Origin of the sequence: Ruminococcus sp. BSD2780120874_150323_B10 (assembly GCF_015553695.1) — a bacterium.
Classification (GTDB): domain Bacteria; phylum Bacillota; class Clostridia; order Oscillospirales; family Acutalibacteraceae; genus Ruminococcoides; species Ruminococcoides intestinale_A.
The window spans coordinates 21,177-41,100 of the sequence record NZ_JADNHD010000019.1; the positions used below are offsets into that span (position 1 = coordinate 21,177).

21 protein-coding genes are annotated in these 19,924 nt (G+C 34.2%); 8 read left to right on the forward strand and 13 right to left on the reverse strand.

Annotated features, from left to right (window positions below):
- Positions 1 to 89 precede the first annotated feature (89 nt).
- The gene (locus tag I2E21_RS10770; protein ID WP_195411319.1) at positions 90 to 428 is read left to right on the forward strand and encodes a DUF6076 domain-containing protein; all 339 of its coding nucleotides are present in this window, start codon (positions 90 to 92) and stop codon (positions 426 to 428) included.
- A gap of 700 nt (positions 429 to 1,128) precedes the next feature.
- Here I2E21_RS10770 and I2E21_RS10775 read toward each other — a convergent pair.
- Together I2E21_RS10775 and I2E21_RS10780 are read right to left on the reverse strand one after the other, a co-directional pair.
- Positions 1,129 to 1,977: an ATP-binding cassette domain-containing protein gene (locus I2E21_RS10775; protein ID WP_207735341.1), complete on the reverse strand. Its 849-nt coding sequence runs from the start codon at positions 1,975 to 1,977 to the stop codon at positions 1,129 to 1,131.
- The gene (locus tag I2E21_RS10780) at positions 1,967 to 3,730 is read right to left on the reverse strand and encodes a hypothetical protein (RefSeq protein ID WP_195411320.1); all 1,764 of its coding nucleotides are present in this window, start codon (positions 3,728 to 3,730) and stop codon (positions 1,967 to 1,969) included. Before I2E21_RS10780 ends, I2E21_RS10775 begins: the two co-directional genes overlap by 11 nt.
- 736 nt (positions 3,731 to 4,466) lie before the next feature.
- Between I2E21_RS10780 and I2E21_RS10790 the strand changes: the two genes are divergently transcribed.
- The 3 genes from I2E21_RS10790 (at position 4,467) to I2E21_RS10800 (ending at position 8,131) form a co-directional block, all read left to right on the forward strand.
- Positions 4,467 to 5,180, forward strand: coding sequence for a LytTR family DNA-binding domain-containing protein (locus I2E21_RS10790; protein WP_195411321.1), 714 nt, complete (start codon positions 4,467 to 4,469; stop codon positions 5,178 to 5,180).
- A complete protein-coding gene (locus I2E21_RS10795; protein ID WP_195411322.1) occupies positions 5,177 to 6,493 on the forward strand; it encodes a GHKL domain-containing protein in 1,317 nt (438 codons plus the stop codon). The genes I2E21_RS10790 and I2E21_RS10795 overlap by 4 nt, the downstream gene beginning before the upstream one ends.
- 276 nt (positions 6,494 to 6,769) lie before the next feature.
- Complete coding sequence (locus tag I2E21_RS10800) at positions 6,770 to 8,131, forward strand: glycosyltransferase family 39 protein (RefSeq protein ID WP_195411323.1); 1,362 nt, start codon at positions 6,770 to 6,772, stop codon at positions 8,129 to 8,131.
- Between the two features lie 27 nt (positions 8,132 to 8,158).
- On the opposite strand, the gene I2E21_RS10805 is transcribed toward I2E21_RS10800, so the two are convergent.
- The 3 genes from I2E21_RS10805 to I2E21_RS12600 are packed head-to-tail and all read right to left on the reverse strand — an operon-like array spanning position 8,159 to position 11,317.
- Positions 8,159 to 8,413 (reverse strand): helix-turn-helix domain-containing protein, encoded by a 255-nt coding sequence (locus I2E21_RS10805; protein WP_195411324.1) that lies wholly within the window; start codon positions 8,411 to 8,413, stop codon positions 8,159 to 8,161.
- Positions 8,406 to 10,349, reverse strand: a complete 1,944-nt coding sequence (locus tag I2E21_RS10810) for a type IV secretory system conjugative DNA transfer family protein (RefSeq protein ID WP_195411325.1) — start codon at positions 10,347 to 10,349, stop codon at positions 8,406 to 8,408. The genes I2E21_RS10805 and I2E21_RS10810 overlap by 8 nt, the downstream gene beginning before the upstream one ends.
- Entirely contained in the window at positions 10,331 to 11,317 is a 987-nt protein-coding gene (locus I2E21_RS12600; RefSeq protein ID WP_195411326.1) for a DUF3991 and toprim domain-containing protein, read from the reverse strand. The genes I2E21_RS10810 and I2E21_RS12600 overlap by 19 nt, the downstream gene beginning before the upstream one ends.
- 141 nt (positions 11,318 to 11,458) lie before the next feature.
- Between I2E21_RS12600 and I2E21_RS10820 the strand changes: the two genes are divergently transcribed.
- The 3 genes from I2E21_RS10820 to I2E21_RS10830 are packed head-to-tail and all read left to right on the forward strand — an operon-like array spanning position 11,459 to position 12,594.
- Positions 11,459 to 11,701 carry a type II toxin-antitoxin system Phd/YefM family antitoxin gene (locus I2E21_RS10820; RefSeq protein ID WP_195411327.1) on the forward strand — a complete coding sequence of 81 codons (243 nt, stop codon included), beginning with the start codon at positions 11,459 to 11,461 and terminating at the stop codon, positions 11,699 to 11,701.
- Positions 11,698 to 12,075, forward strand: a complete 378-nt coding sequence (locus I2E21_RS10825; protein WP_195411328.1) for a type II toxin-antitoxin system death-on-curing family toxin — start codon at positions 11,698 to 11,700, stop codon at positions 12,073 to 12,075. The genes I2E21_RS10820 and I2E21_RS10825 overlap by 4 nt, the downstream gene beginning before the upstream one ends.
- A gap of 48 nt (positions 12,076 to 12,123) precedes the next feature.
- Positions 12,124 to 12,594: a cysteine hydrolase gene (locus I2E21_RS10830; protein ID WP_279310068.1), complete on the forward strand. Its 471-nt coding sequence runs from the start codon at positions 12,124 to 12,126 to the stop codon at positions 12,592 to 12,594.
- 1 nt (position 12,595) lies between these two features.
- Here the strand turns inward: I2E21_RS10830 and mobP3 are convergent, their stop codons facing one another.
- From mobP3 to I2E21_RS10860, 6 genes are all read right to left on the reverse strand, one after another.
- Positions 12,596 to 14,014, reverse strand: coding sequence for a MobP3 family relaxase (mobP3, locus tag I2E21_RS10835; RefSeq protein ID WP_195411330.1), 1,419 nt, complete (start codon positions 14,012 to 14,014; stop codon positions 12,596 to 12,598).
- Between the two features lie 6 nt (positions 14,015 to 14,020).
- Positions 14,021 to 14,440 carry a hypothetical protein gene (locus tag I2E21_RS10840; RefSeq protein ID WP_243240627.1) on the reverse strand — a complete coding sequence of 140 codons (420 nt, stop codon included), beginning with the start codon at positions 14,438 to 14,440 and terminating at the stop codon, positions 14,021 to 14,023.
- 387 nt (positions 14,441 to 14,827) lie between these two features.
- Complete coding sequence (locus tag I2E21_RS10845; RefSeq protein ID WP_195411331.1) at positions 14,828 to 15,226, reverse strand: hypothetical protein; 399 nt, start codon at positions 15,224 to 15,226, stop codon at positions 14,828 to 14,830.
- Entirely contained in the window at positions 15,223 to 15,747 is a 525-nt protein-coding gene (locus I2E21_RS10850; protein WP_195411332.1) for a gamma-glutamylcyclotransferase family protein, read from the reverse strand. Before I2E21_RS10850 ends, I2E21_RS10845 begins: the two co-directional genes overlap by 4 nt.
- Positions 15,748 to 15,762: 15 nt before the next feature.
- Positions 15,763 to 16,788: an amidoligase family protein gene (locus I2E21_RS10855; RefSeq protein WP_279310069.1), complete on the reverse strand. Its 1,026-nt coding sequence runs from the start codon at positions 16,786 to 16,788 to the stop codon at positions 15,763 to 15,765.
- Positions 16,785 to 17,024, reverse strand: coding sequence for a DUF6103 family protein (locus tag I2E21_RS10860; RefSeq protein WP_195411333.1), 240 nt, complete (start codon positions 17,022 to 17,024; stop codon positions 16,785 to 16,787). The genes I2E21_RS10855 and I2E21_RS10860 overlap by 4 nt, the downstream gene beginning before the upstream one ends.
- A gap of 387 nt (positions 17,025 to 17,411) precedes the next feature.
- On the opposite strand from I2E21_RS10860, the gene I2E21_RS10865 reads away from it, so the two are divergent.
- Positions 17,412 to 18,203: a hypothetical protein gene (locus I2E21_RS10865; RefSeq protein ID WP_117705836.1), complete on the forward strand. Its 792-nt coding sequence runs from the start codon at positions 17,412 to 17,414 to the stop codon at positions 18,201 to 18,203.
- Positions 18,204 to 18,347: 144 nt separating this feature from the next.
- Here I2E21_RS10865 and I2E21_RS10870 read toward each other — a convergent pair whose 3' ends face one another.
- Positions 18,348 to 18,860 (reverse strand): hypothetical protein, encoded by a 513-nt coding sequence (locus tag I2E21_RS10870; RefSeq protein ID WP_195411334.1) that lies wholly within the window; start codon positions 18,858 to 18,860, stop codon positions 18,348 to 18,350.
- Between the two features lie 106 nt (positions 18,861 to 18,966).
- Positions 18,967 to 19,689, reverse strand: coding sequence for an endonuclease/exonuclease/phosphatase family protein (locus I2E21_RS10875; RefSeq protein ID WP_195411335.1), 723 nt, complete (start codon positions 19,687 to 19,689; stop codon positions 18,967 to 18,969).
- Positions 19,690 to 19,924: the final 235 nt, after the last annotated feature.

A 19,924-nucleotide genomic window follows, 5' to 3' on the forward strand; every position in this document is an offset into this window, starting at 1 on the left:
AAACTTGCCTTTGACCCCTATTTCTTTTCTTATATTACGGAAGCACTTCTCAGTTTTCACTCGTATATTATCATAAGCAGTTACAGAATTTGAACATTTATATTCCGAACAAGTGCAAGCACTGCGGTAAATTCCTTTTTATTCGTGGTGGCAAATATTTCAGCTACTGTGATAATCCGTTAAAGGACGAGCCTGACAAGACCTGTCGAGATGTCGGCTCAAGACGGCACTATGACGACAAGTGCAAAAACGATCCCATCTGGCAAACTTACAACAGGGCATACAAAGCACACTATGCAAGGTATATGAAAAAGAAAATGACCATTTCCGAATTTGAGAAATGGTCACGGTTTGCGTCAAGTTTGAGGGATAAGGCGGTTGCAGGAAAGGTTGATTTTGCACAGTATTATGCCAATATACGGAAGTAGCTTTTCTTTGTTTACTGCTATGCAGATTTTAGATATGTATAATCAGGTATTATATAATTATAAAAATATTACAAACGTTTGAAACAAGAATTTGATAACACAAAAACAAATATACTACTTATCAATATAAAAATATATGGACATATTATGTCCATGGTGCTGCTTGGAATATCAGATGAAAGCATATTAATAAACTTAAGAAAGTCAATATTGGCAGTCATGCAAAATATTTCGTAACACACACTGATAATAAAAGGAATTGCTATATTTTTTAAAATTATAGATATTGAAAAACTAATACTAAAAAAAGCAAATGTCTGAACAAAAAATATAAAAATATAATTAAAATAATTAAAATTTAGTATTATACAATATAAGCCAAGCAATACACATATATGCAGGAAATAAAAAACAAACACAAGAAAAAGTTCAACTATAAGACTTTTTTTATAAACAAGCAATAGTTCTCTGATCCTGCCCTCTACATACTCTCTGAAACCAAATAAAGTCCACCATACAGCAAAAAATGGGCAAAAAATTTGTAACATTATGTATGTTGAAAAATAACATTGTTCGGGTGAATATCCTTTAGCAAAATCCAAATATGTTAAAAAAGGAAGTACAAGAAATAAAAAAACAACAGGTACAATATAGAGAATTCCCATTCCTTTAAGTGTTAATTGTATTAATGAAAGGCGGTTTATATATCTTTTAAGGCACATAAATATCCATCCTCTATATCAGCGTTAATACTCACTCCCTGCTCAATAAAATTACTTGAGAGAACGATTATATAATTTTTATTATCCTTACTGATTCTGTCTTTAACATAATAATTTCCCTCTAAATTATTTTCATATTCTTCGTCTAAAAGAAAAACTTTTTCATTTCCGATAGAAGTAATATCGCTGCAAGTTCCCTGAACAACATTTCTTCCCTCATTAATTATAACAATCTCATCACATATTGATTTTACGTCCGAAACAATGTGAGTAGAAATAATAATAGTTTTATCATTTTTTATTTTCCTTAAAAGAGATTTAAATCTTACTCTCTCCTCAGGATCAAGACCTGCAGTCGGTTCATCAAACAAAACAATTTCAGGATTTCCCATTATAGCTTGGGCTATTCCCAATCGTCGAACCATACCTCCTGACAGCGAACCCACTTTGTTTTTAATTTTATCACTTAGGTTGACCAAATCAATGCAATATCTGATTCCATTGTCTTGATTTGACTTAGGTATTTTCTTTAATGTGGCAAAATATCTCATAGTTTCATATACAGTCAATGACTTCATAGCACCAAACTGCTGAGGCAAATATCCTATATTTTCACAATCGCACTCAATGCTTCCCTTTTCGGGAGAAAGCAAACCGCATATACATCTCATCATAGTAGTTTTGCCGGAACCGTTTGGCCCAAGCAAGCCATAAATACCGTGCTTAAATTCGCAGGAAAAATCATTTAAAGCTTTTGTTTTCTTAAAAGACTTGGTGCAGTTCTTCAAAATCAGCACAATTATACCTTCTTCCTTGTTAATTATCATTTATACTTTCGGAGTCAACCACGGCTTTTTCTACATATTTAGAATAGCCCATATCTCTTTGAGCAAGAAGTATTTCAGCAACTTGCTTCTTTGTTTCCTCATCAGTTGCTTTATTAATAAAAACTGTATCATCTCCTAAAAATATTCCATCATAAATACAATTAGAAGAAAGCATTTCATTTATCTGAATAATAGTATATTCTTTGAGATTTAATTTATTGCTGCTATTGTTATCCAACTCATTAATGTATTTCTGAATTTCGTCTATATATTCTTCATCTATTTCGCTCAATCCCCACCCCTTTACAGTAATTGCATAAATCTTATAAATATCAGACGAATTTGATTTATAAAATCCACTAAAAAGCGTAGGATAGCTTGTAACCCCGACAAAACAATTTTTCTCATTCTTTACCTCATCAAGATTTGAATAAAACTGCCTTGCTGAATCAACTCGAATATTAAATTCTGTTCCGGATTTTATCTCAATCGGATTATATGTGGTATAATCACCCGTAATTTTGTGAAATCCGGGAATAGGGTAATATGCAAAAAAGCCGGGCAGAGAACACGCCTGATAATTACTGTATAATATAGGTGAATAACCGCTGTACTTTATGCTTATAAGTTGCAGGTTTCCGTTCCCTATTACAGTAACATAATCTCCTTCACGATTATATTTTAAAGCATTTCCTTCAATATCAGTTATCTTTAAAACATTGTATCCATGGTACAATGTAAAATTGTAGTACTCTAAACCTGTATCAGATAAAGTCATTGATACTTCGGCATCTAATTGTCTGTAAATGCTTAAATCCATATCGTATGATGTAACTTCAAAATCCGGTTCTTGGTTCTTTTGCTCATTTTCAGTATAAAACAAATAATCTGACATTGAAATACTGTCAAGCTGAGCTCCCTTTTCAATATGGCTTCCGCCATAAAAGTAGCCAACCAGATTAAATGTTGAAATTAATAGTGTTAATGACAGTAAAACAGCTTTTAATGCGGTTTTCTTTATTTGACAAAGTTTGAAAAACAAAAATGACAGTAGAGAAATCCAGAAAATAATTAAATTCCATCTATAAATTTCAGCATACATACCGTAATCATGGTTTATGTACCACTCTAAATCATTTGGCAGAATATATGCAAGAAAATATTTTGCTTCCCAAAAATTAATTTTGGTAACCTGACTTAACCCCCCCGGAATAAAGTCAGATGTACTTGACACAAGGAAAATTATAAGCGCCATAAGAGCATATGAAACAATCCTTTTCGTCTTTTGAGCAAAAAAAACGCCAAGTAAAATCGGGATTATTCCACCCAGAAAAACATATAAAAATAAAACTGAAAATATATGATACAAATAACTGTAGTCATTCATTCCAGATGACAAAAATATAACAAAATTAAATACAAATGCGCTAAAGAACTCTAAAGCCGGAATAAACAACAAAACTGTTACAGTACTTGTTAAAATCCTAGTCTTACCATTTTTGTGTGAATACAATGCTTCATCTATATAACAACGCTTATATAGGTAAAAGAATTCATATGATGTAAAACATAATATTACAAATGATAGTAAGCATAATTTTATAGAATTCTTTAAATATATTAATACATCATTATTGAGTGAAAAGCTATAACAACTATATACAAGATTCCCCAAAAAACATACTAACAGTATGATAACCGGAATAAATATTATTTTAGTTTTAAAAAACAATTTTAAATTTTGTTTTATCATTTTTACTCACCCTATTCCTTGTAAGTACGGGTCTTACAAGGAAATAATAAATACTAAATTAGATTGCTGTAATTTTACCTGTGGCTGAACAATTCTTTTTTGATTCCGTTTTTCATCTTGTTTGATAATCTTTTTTCGTTTTTCATTGTAATCAACCTCCTTATTATAAATTTATCAAAAAAATGCTTGTAAATGTTGAATTTTACAAAAATGGTAATAAATTCGACAAAAAATGCACTTTTAATCTATTATAGCCCTTCATCTTACAACTATATAAAAACTTTTAAATATTATAATCATATAAGAATATTATCTTTTTTAAATTTATTAACAATATTGCCGATGATTGATAACATTTTATTGGTTGATATTAATGTATGTAGACTACAAAAATAGGAATTTGTATAGCACAACATAGAAAAGAAATAAAAATGGAAAAAAATGCTTTAGCCAAAAAAACATGTTTTTCAAATTATCACATATCAAATATTGAAAACGGTTACTCTGTACTAGGTATTGAAACATTTGCTAAAATCTGCAATGCATTAAATATCACACCTGACTATCTCTTATTAAGTACTTTAAAAAGTAATAACATTCCTCAAAATATTGTTAACAAATTAAATCATTGAATCTAATATCAAAAATAATATATAGAGTTTTAACTGAACAGGAATAAAACAGATGACAAATTCTTTTTTTTGAGTTATAATCCTAATTAAGGAGGTATAGCTCTATGAATGTACTGATATGTGATGATGATTTGAAAATCGTTCAGCAAATCAAAAAATTTCTCCTTAAATTATCAAAACAGTCAACCTATAATTTTGATATTACCTGCTTTTCAAATGGGGATTCTATATTGGATAAACAAATTAAAACTGATTTTGCGTTTATTGATATAGAAATGCCCGGTGTTAATGGACTTTCTGTTACAAAACATCTCCAAAAAATAAATCCTAATATTATTATTTTTATAGTTACTTCTTTTCAAGGATACCTAGATGATGCAATGGATTTAAAGGTTTTTAGATTTTTATCTAAACCCATTGACGAAAATAGATTTTTTAGGAGCATGGAGATTGCTTTAAATCTGTATAAACAAAGCACAGAAAAAATTATCTTAGACTATTTTGATGAATATCACAATATATTTACAATTGACATCTTGTATTTAACTATAGAAAATCGCAAAACTAAACTAGTTACAAAAACGCAAGAGTTCATTTCAAATAAAAAGTTTGATTATTGGAAAAAGCAGTTATCCAAATACGAGTATTTTGCCCAATCACACTATAGTTACATAGTTAATTTAAAGAATGTAACAGACTTTAATAAAAATGAAATCACATTATCATTTAATTCTAAAAAAGCAACAGTACCTATATCCCGTAGTTTCTATGTATCATTCAAAAAAGCTTTTTATGAATATATGGGAGGTACAACATGATTTCTAATATCTGTTACGCTATAGTCTTTCTGATTGAGTCACTCATATCTTTTTATTATTTTGATTTTAAATTTAAACGAAAAATTGCTAAAAAATTCATATTTTTATTTGCACTAGGAAATTTTATTATTTTATACATACTTCATTTTTGTGAAATCCCCATTATAAATCTTTTGGGATTCTTTTTCTGTAATTTTCTAATTTCTATATTATGTTATAATACAAAATTAAAATCCGCTTTATTTAATAACTTAATTCTTTTATTTCTTATGATCGTCACTGAATTAATAGTATTTTATTTTTCTTCAATCATTTTCAGGATAGATTTACTTGAAAGCTATAATGATGATTTTGTATTAATTATTCAAGCTACAATTTGTAAATTGCTTTATTTCTTATCAATACATTTAATTATAAAAATATCACAAAAAGAAAGCATGGAAACGAATTCTAAATTTGCTCTTATTCTTTGCATTCTGCCAATCGCTTCTATTATTTTAATGCACACTACTGTATATCTTTGTATTATCTATTCAGTAAATAATAATTTTAAATTATCTTTAGTTATAGGAAACTTACTTCTATTGTTTTCAAATATTATTGTTTTCTATATAAACGAACTAACAATAAAAGTTAATCATAAATACACACAAATACTTTTAGATAAGCAGCAAGAAAAGGATACGATAGATTACTATAAGCTGTTAAGCGAACAGAATGAAAATTCAAAAGTGTTGATTCACGACATAACTAAGCACTTAAATACAATTAAACAATTATCAGAAGATAAGGATTCAAATATAGCTCAATATATTTCTGAAATTGTTAATGATTTTAGTATTATGAATCCAATTGACTACTGTAATAACCCTACAGTCAATTTAATTACTCATAGGTATTATGAGATATGCAAGAAAAATAACATCAACTTTACAATCAGTATAAAAAACGCAAATATTGATTTTATTAAAGAACATGATATAACTGCCTTACTTGACAACCTTTTAGAAAATGCAGTTGAGTCAGCGTTAATGACAAATGAAAAATTTATTGATTTTTCTATTAGTACAAGAAATTCCAATTTTGTAATCATTAAAATTTCAAATTCTTGCAATAAAAAACCTAAATACATTGATGGAACTCTCGTATCTTCTAAAAGCACATCCGGTATGCACGGAATTGGCACTAGAAGTATTAAACGAGTAGTTGAAAAATACAATGGAAATTTAGAAATGAAATTTGATAGCAATACAAATACATTCACTTCTACTATTGGAATAAACTCTAATACACAAAATTACGAACGAATATAATCTCTTATTTTTCTTCCATATATTTTTTCGTTATTTACTTATTGAAACAGTGTTACCGCCCTTGTTCACGGTAACACTGTTCAGTTACGATTTATCTAGGCTTTTTCGAGTTTTATAATAATCATGTAAGTGCTTAAGTATCGCTCTTTAGAAATAAATTATATTTTCTTAGACTTATATAATCTATCTGCATTGATACTATTGTCTGTTTCAACAATTATTTATGTAATTTTGATGTTAAAAATCAAATTATAGTATCAGGAAAAGGAATATCTAATGAAATGTTTTAAAAATCGCTATAACAATTTATCATATATAATTTTCACAATACTATCTTTGTTTTCAATAAGTCTGATTTTTAACAATAATGTATGGTTTGATGAAGCTTATACACTGTCGCTAATTCAGCACAATTATTCCGAAGTAATTGAAATATTAAAATCGGATATGCATCCTCCTCTATACTTTATATCTCTGAAATTCTTCTGTGAGATTTTCGGTTATTCGATTTTAGTAACTAAAATTTTTTCGGTACTCGGTTACATTGCAACGCTTTTGCTTGGCTGTACCGTGGTTAAGAAGCATTTCGGTTCGGATACATCAATGGTATATATGCTTACTATAGGGGCAATTCCTATGTCGCTTTATTTCAGCGTTCAGCAGAGATCGTATCAATGGTCCATATTTTTTGTTACACTTTGCTTTTCGGAAGCTTTGCTGTTTCTTGAAAATCACGGGACGCGGCATTGCGTTATATTTGTTATCACCGCTTTGTTTGCCGCGTACAACCACATTTACGCTTTGCTTGCGGTCGGCGTGATTTTCATTTTCGTGAATATCTATGCTTTTGTAAAAGACGGAAAGCTGATAAAAGCAATCATAATATCTGATATAGCTATGACGGTGGGATATTCTCCGTGGATTATCCCGCTGTTATATCAAACCGAGGCGGCTGCCGGTAGCTTCTGGCTAAAAGGAGTAGAACCGCTTTCGGTGGTTGTGTTTGCATCGGGAATTGTTATTTCGACGCTGATACTCGCCAAAAAGGAAAACCGCAGGTTATCTGTAATATTTGCGATAACCTGCGTATTAAGCGTTCAGGCAATAGGTCTGCTTGTGACAATTTTCATTCGCCCCTTTTACATAGCGAGGTACAGCGTTGTTATATCGGGAATTTTCGCGCTGCTTGTCGCTTTTGGCACACAACATATAAAAGAAAAAGTTAAAAATATTATTTGCGTATTGCTTTGCGCACTTAACGTAGCCTGTCTTATCGGCACGGGAATATTTGAATACAACCCGTCAATGAATAATTTTTTCAACCGCTTTGATGAAATAGCTTCTTCAACAGATACATTTTTATATTGCGACAGCTCATTCGGAATTTTGTCATATTATTATCCCGAAAACACGCATATCTGCACTTATTACGAACCGTGGTTTTCGGCTTTTGACAATGTTGATTGTGTCAATAAAAAGGATATTGTAAATGATATTGATTTTGATAATACGGTTTGGTTTGTTAAGAACGAATTAACCAAGACGCCTGATTACATAAAAGATAATTTTATTTTGGAATTAACGGATACATTCAAATGTGATTTCAATACCTTTGAGGTGTATTCGATACAAAAATAATTTTAATTCTAAATTTCATGCACCTAATTAATTTAACATAAACAGCAAACTGCTCTTACCGCCGTGTTCACGGTAGCGTTGCTGTGTTGTGACAAATCCTGCATTTCGCAAATCTTTAATAGCTCTGCGAACAGTAGCAGGCGACAGCTTTATGTCGCCTGCTATTTTGTTTACTGAGGGCCAGCATTCGCCGTTTTTGTTTGCTCGGTCATAGATGTAGGTATAGACTGCTATGGCTCTGTGTGGCAAGTTCATTTGATACAGAAAAGTTAATCTACTCATTGCTGTTATCCCCCTGTGCTGGTCGCTCGGTTCTGACGACTACTTTTCCCTGCTTATTTTTGTTCTGTTCAACGCTTGAATTTTCGGGTTCTTTTGTTGGCTCTTCTTGCTGTGCTGATGTTGGTTCATCCGCATCAACAATATCTTCACACTCAGTCTGTTCTGCATTTGGCGAGGTTTTAAGATTTTCATTTTTCTTCTTTTTTTCACCGCTTGCTTCATCAAAATCCGAGTTGGTAACAGGCTGTTCAAAGTATTGAGAACAGTATGTCTGAATTATGTTATTGAACAACTCCGAACGGTTTGCGTAATGAACTTCACGATTGCCATTTTCCATGACCTCATACTTTCCCTCAAATTCTATTCCCCATTTGAAGAATAATTTCAATTTAACTTTCATCGGATAAAAGCCTGTTTTCATAACAACGAATGTGCCTTTTGGAAGTGACTTCAACTCATCGGGAGTCATCAAAGGTCGTTCAATCATTTGCAAGGATTGTGACGGATTATCCTTGCCTTTGCTAACCGAACCAGACATTACAGTTCTTGAACCAAGTGCTTTTGATAGTACCTCGGCACTTGTGCTGTTTGGTGCAAATCCACCGAAGATTGTAAGCTGTGTGTTGTCGACAATTACATCAGCCCCCTCTTTGCCGTAATTCTTCTCAAGCTGTGCAAAGGATTGAATTATCGGTACTATCTGCAAATGCCTTGAACGGGAAGCGGAGAACATCATCTCGGCTGAATCAATCTTTGGCAAGGTTCCAAATTCATCGCAGAAGAACACACAGCGGTTTTTCAGTACACCGCCGTTTTCATCTGCGACTGACAGTATTTCACGGTAAAACTGTTGGATAATAAGCGAAACCATAAAGAATGTGGTTGGGTTTTCCTCGGGCATTACAATGAAGATTGCACACTTTTCATTGCAGAATTTTTCAGCGTCAATCTCTGTATCAAAGCACAAAAGCTGTTCAAGCTCACTGTCAAGAAAAGCGTTGAGCCTTGACAATGCCGTACTCATAACGCTTGACATACTCTGTTCGGCTGTGTTGAGAGCCGCCCCGGCAAACCACTTTGCTTTGTGGTCGTCTGGAAGATAGTCCATTAAAAGTTGAAACTGATTTTTGCCTTTCTTGTTGGTCGGAGCAAGTAACTCCTGAATGATTTTGAATACCGAAACAATATGCCGTTCTTCGTGTTCGCAGAATTCCGAAACAAGCAGAATAGTTGCTGTTAAAAGTCCCTCTGCCGCATCATAAAAGTAAGCGTTCTGTCCGAATGAAGCTGAGTCCATACCGGAAAGAATAATCGTTTTTGAAATGATTTTTGCATATTTTTCTGCTCTTGCCTTGTAAACAAGCTGTTCGGGTTCGGCTTTGTATAAGTCCATATATTTGTTTACGAGGTGCAGAAGATTATTGCCGTGTGAGCGTGTGGGATTACGCAAGTCAATAATAGAAATTTTGTAGCCGTAATACTTTTCTGCGATTGTTCCATAGTTGCGAACAATATCGCCCTTAGTGTCGGTTGATAAAAATGACATACCTGTGGCACAGGCATACTCAATGCACGGATAAAGCCAATATGCAGTCTTGCCGACGCCTGCCGCACCAATCATCAGAGCGTGAACATCGCCTGTGTCAACCATTGCTGTTGTTCCCTTTTTGCTGTTCTTACAGCCGACAACTATTCCTTGTTCAGTTGGTCTGCTGTCAGGATTTATGCGCCATTCATCGGGTTTGAAGTCAATCTGCTTGTAGGTTCTCTTTATCTCTTTTTTAGTTGCCCAACGAGCCGTTCCGTATTGCCCTTGTCCAACTGTTTTGTTCTTTATTCGATTTAGTGAATAGTGATTTCCGACCGTTGAAATTATTATGAACAGTGCAAACATTGAACCCGCAACAATAATCAAAGTTATAACACTTGACGGCATATTTCATCAGTCCTTTCACCGTTTAAAATATCCTCATTCCAGTCTTTATGGGTAGGAATGAGGATTTCGCTTTTGATATTCATTGAGTTTAATTTATCGGCTATGCGTTTGTTGGCGGTCTGTCCTGCTTCGTCATTGTCAAAGCAAAGAAAAACATTTTTGATATTCGGATTGTCATTAAGACATTGAAAAAGCACCCTATCCGAAACGGAGCAGGATGCCGCATAGCTGTGTTCTTTCCAATTTTTCTTGTGCATTGAAATGTAGGAAAGCATATCAATGGGAGCTTCGAATAAAAATAGCTTTTCGCTTGTGCCGTGCCAATGAAAGCTGAACTCAGGCTGACTGCCGGCAACATTTCCTTTGTACGGATTATTCGTTACAGTTCCTCGCTTGTGAGCATGGCAAGGTTTACCGCTTGAATCGTAACCGACAAATACCGCATTGTGATAATTGGCAGATTCATAAATCATTTTTCTCCTCACAAACTCAAAAAGTACATCCTTGTCAATGCCACGAGTCAACAGCAGATAAGAAAAGACTCTGCTCATTCTGTCATTCCTCGGTGGCAGTTCAAAAAGTTTATGCTCTTTTTCTATGGGTGGTGATGTTATGATTTGACCGCCACAGTTATTCAAAAGCATTTCAACCGCTTCGACATAGTCCTTGTTATAAAATCTGCGAACGAAGTCTATTGCATCTCCACCTTTCTGTTCGTACTGATGATACCAGAGGTGACCTCTGATTGTAACCTTTTGCGAGCCGTCAAGCCATTCATATTCTGACCCTGATTTCCTGACTTTCTCGCCTTGACTGATTAAAAAATTCGCAAGGTCTGTTCGCCTTGCCTGTTCTCGCTGTTCTTTTGTAAAATGAATGTATGTTGATATTGTTATCACTTCCTTAGTTTTAATATATTTTTCTTTTCTGCTGTAATATCTTATAGTGGGTAGTTCTTGTCTTATCACAGTGACAGGAGGCACCTATCAGTGATTTGGGGCAGTTATTCCTTGGCAAAAAATTTTTATTGACATTCAAATAACTATTGATTATAATAATATTAGGATATATTTATCCTATTTGCGCATAATAATTCTGGAGGTGTTTTTATGAATGTAAACACAAAATCTCTTGTTTCAATCACAGAAGCAAATCAAAATTTTTCTAAGGTTGCAAGATTAGTTGATGAAAATGGTTCGGCAGTTATTCTGAAAAATAATATTCCTCGTTACCTTATTGTTGAATTCAGTCAGGCAGAAAACGAACAGATTGCTGTTGATGAAGATGTTATGGATATTTCAAAAAGGCTGATTGCAAAAAATAAAAAAGCCTATGAGGTTCTTGCAAAATGATAGTTTTATCTAAACCACAAATTCTTATGATGCACAAATCCTTGATTGAGGAAACAGGCGGACTTGACGGTATCAGAGATGAGAACTTGCTTGATTCTGCGATAAATGCACCTTTTCAAAAATTTGACTGCCAAGATTTATTTCCAACTGTACAACAAAAAGCTGCACGGCTTGGGTATGGAATCATAAAAAATCACGCTTTTGTTGACGGTAATAAACGCATTGGCACGCACACTATGCTTGTTTTTCTTGCACTCAACGGAATTGAACTTGACTACACACAAGAAGAACTTTACACAACAATACTGGATATAGCTGATGGCAAACTTGAACTTGCCGATTTAACGAAATGGATAATTAGACATCAAATATAGTACAAATTGGCAAACGCAAACAAGAATTTATTATACGGTGAAAACAATATGAGATTTTTATTGATAATTGATATGCAGGAAGATTATATGGGCGAAAAAAGAAACAAGAAAAAATTTCCCTATGATACTAAAAAACTCATAGATAATGTAAACCATAAAATCAATTCATATTCGAAAGAATACGTAGTCTATATTAAAAATCAGTTTTTCTGGGAATCACCTAAAAGAGAAAAGTCACTATCAAAAGAGATGAATGTGATTTCCAAACAGATTTTTACAAAGAGAAATCCAAATGCTTTTAAAAATATTCAATTTGCTAATTTCCTAAAGAAAAAGAATGTAACAGAACTCGAAATTATAGGCATTGATGGTAATTATTGTGTAAGGGCAACAGCAATTGCGGCTTCCAAGACTGGGTATGAAGTGTTTTTAGATGAAAACTGCATTGGAATTTCTAACGCTAAAAAGTATGAAAAGTCTAAATTAAAAATGAAAAGTGTTGGAATAAAATTTTTATAGATTACATTTTCAACCCCTGAGCCTGCTTTTTATCATCGATCTTCTGCTGTAATTTTTTATCTGTCCTCTGTACTTTCTGCTTTTCCTCAAAGCGAAGCCTACTTTGAATCATATTGCAGAGGTAACGCAGGAGATAAAGAGAAGAAACTGCAACGCTGTTTCGGTTGGTTTTAATTGAATAACGAGGATACAGAACACCTCTGTCTGAATCAAAGACTGATTCGGCAGAGGTGTTTTCTTCATATTCAAATGGATTTAAAACAGGTTCTTCATCTGTATTCTCTTTTGATTTCACTTCATCTTCGTTAGGAATTAATTTCAACGCTTCCTTGATTACAGCATTCTTAATTGACTTGAATTCCTTGTTGTTGACTAAAGGAATCCTGTCAGGCATTTCATCCGTGTAGGTGCGGATTGTATTTTCTTTTTGCTCATACCAAAGGTCATATAATTTTTTAATCCTGTCATCATTTGAAAGCTCATCAACAATTGAATCAACGATTGCTTTTACATTGGGTTTAAGATAGCCGTAAACCTTTTTACCTTTCGTTTTTGAAAGCCTGTCGGCAAGCTCCAACAGCTTATGTTGAATTGATGCGCTGATATATATTTCAGAGTTAATCTTTGAAACCAAATCCTCTACTATGTCACGAGCCTCAGCACGGAGCTTATCCCTGTGTTCGGTTTGCTTTTCATAGATGCACAATAAATCTTGCTGAAAAATATCTTTTGCAAATGACGAGCGCAGATTTTCAACTCCCTTTTGCGTGAGATAGCCTTCGTTCTCAACAGTTGAATATGCAATCAAATGCACGTGAGGGTGGTGCGATTCATTATGAAATGCAGCATACCAACGAAGATTCTCCATTGGTATTTTCAGATTTTTAGCAAGTGCTTCTGTCTGTGTGCGGAGCATATCCCGCCAGCGAGCTCCGGTATTAAAGCCAAGCCGTTGTGCATCTTCTCTGCGAATAGAAATTATCGCAGTCCAGATATTTCCCTTGTGTTTGTCAAGTTCTTCCGTTACTTTACTCAACTGAACCTGCACACCGTCATCAGTAAAAAGTCCGTGAGAGCCGAATCTCTCGGCACGAGGACGGGTTGCAATATAATCGGCATATGCTTTTCTGCCCGAGATTTCATAAGCGTAATCTTCCATAACTCGTGATATGAAGTCTAATGCTGACCCTACATTTTGCTTTTCAAGGTAATCGACATATTCAAACATATCCTTACTGTCGGGAAAATCTTTAAGGATTTTTTCAATAAGATTCTTCTGTTTTGTTGTTGCAGGGGCAAATTTTTTAGTATCATCAATCTTTTCCACTCCCTCACGAGTTGCAATATATTTTGCATAACCGCCTGCACTGACCTTTCTGTTTGGCTTTAGATATTTAAATTTCGTAACTAACCTTGCCACGAATAATTACCCTTTCTGCCAATCGTATGCATCGTCAAATGAAAACGAACCGTTGAGCCGTTTGACTTCTTTAACGCATTCTCCACGAAGCCTTGTGAGTGTCAGCTTGTCTATATCCTGCGACGAAGCAATAATATTCATTGTCATTGCAAGTTCGACGGCTATTTTGAAGATGAGCCTGCTCATTCGGTTGTCACTCTCGGCAACGATTGATTTCAAGGTTGAAGTAACCACATTGGGAAGATACTGACTGTTGTCGTTTGAGGAAAGGTAACCCACATAAAAGATGATTGCCTTTTCAATAAATTCACTTCGGCTGGAGCAGTTATCTTCCTTGTAGATATTCTGAACCATATCGAGTGTTGATTCTTTTATCCAGAGTGCAAACTTTCGCTTTACTTCTTTTCTGTTATCCGTTTCATTCAAGTGCAAAACCTCCTGTTTTCTCACAACCCACAGTTGCAACTCCTTTATTTTTGGCATTTTATTCGGCTAATCGGGCAGTTAAACCCACAAGTACAACCCCAAGGCTAAAAATTAACCCCTATGAATTTTAGGAACTAAAAATTGCGAAAAACCGCATGGCAGTCGGCGTTGCCGTCTGCCGTAAACCGACACGAGGGAGCGACTGCAACCCCGTGTCTTTCTCCTGCTTAAAATTCCACCCTTGAAAAACTGCCCGATTTGCCGAAACTTCGATTTTTTCACACCTTGCCACAAACCGCCCTGTTTCATTTTTTCTTTGAATTCGGATACTTTCCCGACTTCTTCTTTAAAAGCCGACACAGGGCGAGTGTAGCGAGAATACCGCCGTTATTCTGCTTTTATTGATTTGCCGTTTATTACTTCAAAATTACACTCTGTATATGACAGTCCGTACTCCTTAACCTCACGATTCAGAATATCGAACATAGCCTGCTCAATATTGCGTGAGCTGAGTTTTATTTCATCACCTAAAGTGTCGTAACAAATCCATTCCTCACTATCGGGAGTATCCTTAACGAGGATGTCAAAGCCGATGAGCATCTTATCGGGAGTAGGAAATACAACAGCATTGATTTTCACACAGCCGACTGTAAGTGAAGCAAACAGAGTGTCGTGCTTGTTCTTTGGATTTTCGGAAAGTAAATTCTTGACTTCATTTACAGACAAATACATTTTGAAAATATATTTATCAACGAGTTGCTTTTTCAATTTTTTTCTCTCATTCATAAAGCCATACCGCCCATTCCCATATTTTCATCTTCATCGGGTGAATCAAAAAGATTGTTCTGTTCAAGGTTTTCGTAAAATTTTTCGGCACTGTCATTCACGGCTTCGTTTAAAACATTCAAGTCAAAACCGCAGTCCTTGTAACCCTGTGACGCTGTATCGTAGTAGCTCGCACTTGGCAATCCGAACTGCTGTTTCAGATTCATAATGTAAACCATTGCAGTTATCTCTGAACCGCTATTCAATTTCACTGGCAAGTCCTGCTTGAAGTAGTGGGAGGGATAACCCTCGTAGCGGTCAAGGAGTTTTTCATCTCTCGGCTGAAGCTCCCACAGTGCAACAGGAACAGACTTGCCGATGCAAGGTGCAATTGTCGCATAGGAGCAATGAGGCATACCTTTGAACTGCAATTCGTAATTTTTGACTACACCCTTGCCGACAAACTTTGCTGTCGGGCAACGGTATTTCATCTGTTTAAGATTAAGGTTACTGCCGTAGGCAATGTATAATTTTTTACTCATAATAGATTTCTCTCCTTACATACTCATAACAAAACCCGAAGCTTCTTCCTGCTCATCATTTGGAACAGGATTGACTTCGGGTTCGTTGATATTTATATTTTCACTTGTGTTATTGATTTCTTCGGCTCGCCTTTGTACAAGCCTTTCCTTTTGTTTGTCAGCCTGAGCAGGGTCTTTCCACGCAATGTTGCCCTCGAGATTTTTCAGCAGATGATGACGAGCTGTCTTGAACTCATCACCTATCAAACCTAATCTCAAAAGCCAAGTTCTGAAAGTGTACTTTTCATTATCAGATACAGTTTTAGCGTGTCTTGCAGACTTCTGAATTAAAGCCTGATGACTGATTGCAAGGCAAAGCTGAATCGCACTTTTCACCTCGCCTGCGTGCAAAGTTGAATTGAACATTCTCCATTCGATTGTACCTTTATTGAACACGCTGTGAAGATTCAGTGCGTGGTAGCGAGTATCATCATAATGCCTGTAACTGTAATCTTCACCGTTATACCACATTGATTTTATCTGCTCCATTGACATAGGCGGACGGTTATTGATTTCATCAAGGAAGCGTGTGTCCATCTTCTGACAGTAATGCTCACGGGAAACATTCACTTTCAAAGCCTTGTAAAGCAAGTCCTCTTTCGCCGCCATAATGTTTACTATGTTGCGAAGTGTTTTAGGAGTATGTCTTGACGCATCTATATGGCAATGGAGACCACAGCTTGAGTTGACTCTCGCTCCTGCACCACGAAGTTTTCTGACAAGTTCCTGTATGGTTTCAATGTCATCGTAATTACAAATCGGAGTGACAAATTCAACCGAGTACATTGTGCTTGCATTCTGTCCTGAACGGTTTTCACAATGGACACTTGCGTCACGCATAATCTTCCACATCCTGCCGTCATTGTCACGGGCAGAATACGCATCGTAGCAACCGCCGACATGAGTTGCGTCTGTATGAAAATAACCGGCAATCACTTTCGCCGCAGTACTGCGAGTGATGCCGGTCATTTCAATTTCTATTCCGAAGTTTTGATTTTTCAAGTTACCACCTCGGTATTTTCTTCCTGTGGCTTTGGCTTTTTAGGCTTGGGTGTTTTCACCTGTGAATCTTTCATATCAATGAACTCCCTGACATTTGCAGGGACATATTTTGCGTACAGAGCGTCCACAGATTTTTCAAGTTCTACCTTGAAATCCAAATCACGCTGTGACATATACAGCCTGATTGCATTCAGCTTTTCATCATCGTACATTATGTTTACGCTTGTTTTCTTCATTTTGATTTTACCTCCACATATTTGATATTTAATTAATTATTTGTAGGCAAAGAAAGTACGACTTATATAACAGCTCATACTCTAACACTTTCTTCCTTATTAGCTATTAGAAAACCACTTTGATTCAAATTATTTTTTATTTAACAATATCATTTTCATTCCTATTAGTAATTTTAGCAGTTTCTTTAATTCATTGCTGAGTTTTGCGTGCTTTTCGTTAGAAACAACATTAACATAATGAAGTTTGAAATATATTTTATTATTACTTTACAAAAAGTAATACAAGAGTTATAATAATTATCACAATTTAGTAATTTCAAATGAATATAATCAAAAATCTCAAGTAACAAGTAATTTTATATTGAAATATATAATAGGAGCATACAAATGAAATACAAAATCTTATCAGCAATAATATCCATCGTACTTATGATTTTGCTTGTAGGCTGTCAGCAGAACAATACAATTATTAAGCCTGATATAGAAACAAAAACTGTGACGGAAAACAGCGAAGGTGATTATATAACTTTTTCACTTGATATTCCTTCAAACTGGAAATTATACGCTCAGAATTATACATCTATTGCTTGTTTTAGTCCTGATGCAAACAAAACAAATGCCAGCGAAAATATTTCTCCCTACAAATTAAGTATAGATAACTATATCATTCCATCACTAATGCCAATAGATGACAAATATAAACAAGCTTATAAAGATTTATTTAGTGGCAAATATGATGGTATTAAAGATTTAATTTGCGATAACATTGAATATATAAATATAGGGAAGGTAATAGACAGTTTCCCGGACGTTACTTTTGAAACTCCTGAAAGCATTATGGATTACTTTAATATACTTGTTGACGGTATAAGTACACCGGATGTTACAATGCCAGAGTCATGGAATGATAAAAAATGGGCAACTGATTTTACTTTCAGTGAATATAACGGTAAGAACGGAAAGATTATTGCGGTAGAATATTCCTATGTAATTATAGATAAAACCTACAAAGCTATTAATTGCTACCGTGATGACGACTTTTCCGTATGCGGAGCTTTTGATGACGATGCAGATCTTTCTTCGGGCGATTTAGCACTATGGGTTGCCGATAATATGGAAATTACCAAACACTATAAAATTGAAGATAATATGATAAAGCAAGAGGGAGTAGATTATTAAATTTTATGTTTTTAAAATCTATATATTGTAATTACAGCCGAAGTATTTTCTACTTCGGCTGTTGTGAATATATTTATGCTTTTACAAATTCAAAAAATGCTGCTTTATCTTGAGGTAATTCACTTATCGGATTAATCATAGGTGTTATATTAAGCCTGCCGTACTGATTTCCGCTCCCTTGATTGACTGCATCAGCTTCTGAAACTCACTATACTCAATCTCCGTACCAAACTTTACATTAACTGTTTTAATCAAATCTTCGTCAGATTGATTCTTTTTTAAGCAGGAAACAAAGTTTTTTACAAAATCCTTATCCTTTGATTTATCAGACAGAGAAAACAGATATATCACCTCTGCCTGCGTATTGCAGTCGGACAATTCCTTTTTATCGAGCTGTTTTTCAACTTCGGTCATTGTGTCGTTGATTAGCTGAAAATTTGCCATTTGCTCGGCAGATATATTTTCCTGTATAGATTGACTTAACTTGTCCGTGTCAATATCCATACTGCCGTTAAAAATAGAAATAACAGCAATAATCGGCATAATCACAACTATGATTATGCCGATTATTATACCGCCTATTATTTTTATTACCTTTTTGTCTGTCAGCAGAGAAACTGCTATTTTCTTTAGTGCCGCACCTATTGTGGCAGACATTGTATCACCTCCGTAACGCAAAAAATCCGATTGAATTTCATTTAAGAAAATCAATCGGATTATAGTTAATTATATTTGTGATAAATGGCTATCACAAATATAAATTCTAAAATTCAATCATTATTGCTGAGTGATCAGACAAATTTTCCTTAAAAAATTCTTGATGATTTTCTATTCTTGATATTTTGGGCATTTTCTTAGATAATATTGAATAGTCAATTCTTGTATCATATTTTGTAGTAAAATCCTTCGTTTTATTATTTGAGTTACATTTTTCGATCCAACCATCTCTGCTTGTTTCAAGAATTGATTTCAACTTTTTCTTTCCAAAAGTTTCCTCCTTAAAAACATTCATATCCCCTATATAGAGTAATTTATCATCTTCATGTTTTTTATAATGAGCTTCAAGACAATGCCAAAAATCTTCTGATTCTTTCTGATCTTTTTCACTATCAGGAATATGGACACCAACAATTCGATAATCATTTATTAGAATCTCATTCCATTTTAGCCAATTATTTGGACTTGATTCAGAATTTTTCCGTTCTCTTGTAAATGCCATTACAATAGAAGAATACCTTTTTGATATCCATTTCAAATTATTAGGATATATCCTGTAATAATCTCTTTTTGAGAGATTATCCAAAGCACATTTTCCTGAATCCGAGTTTACATCAAATTCAGATAAGAACAGTATATCAGGATTTGAAAATTTAAATATCTTACTTAAAATTTGATTTGCATTTGCAATTTTTTCATTGTTTCTATAATGACTATGTTTATCCCCTATACCACAAAATCCATTTGTGTTCAAATATACTACCTGCATATGGTTTTACATCTCCTGCTTACAAGTATATACAATTAATAAGTAATTTTACAATTATCATATCATAGACAAATAAATTTGTCTATCCGCAAAATCACCTACCCCCGGCACTACCAAAAATTTCGGACTTGAATTCAGGTGCTTGAACAAGTAACAAGTACCTTTCATTACCGCATCTATACAGGCAAGTGCCTCTTTCTGCAAACTTGATTAAGTCGTATTCGTTTGGCTCAAT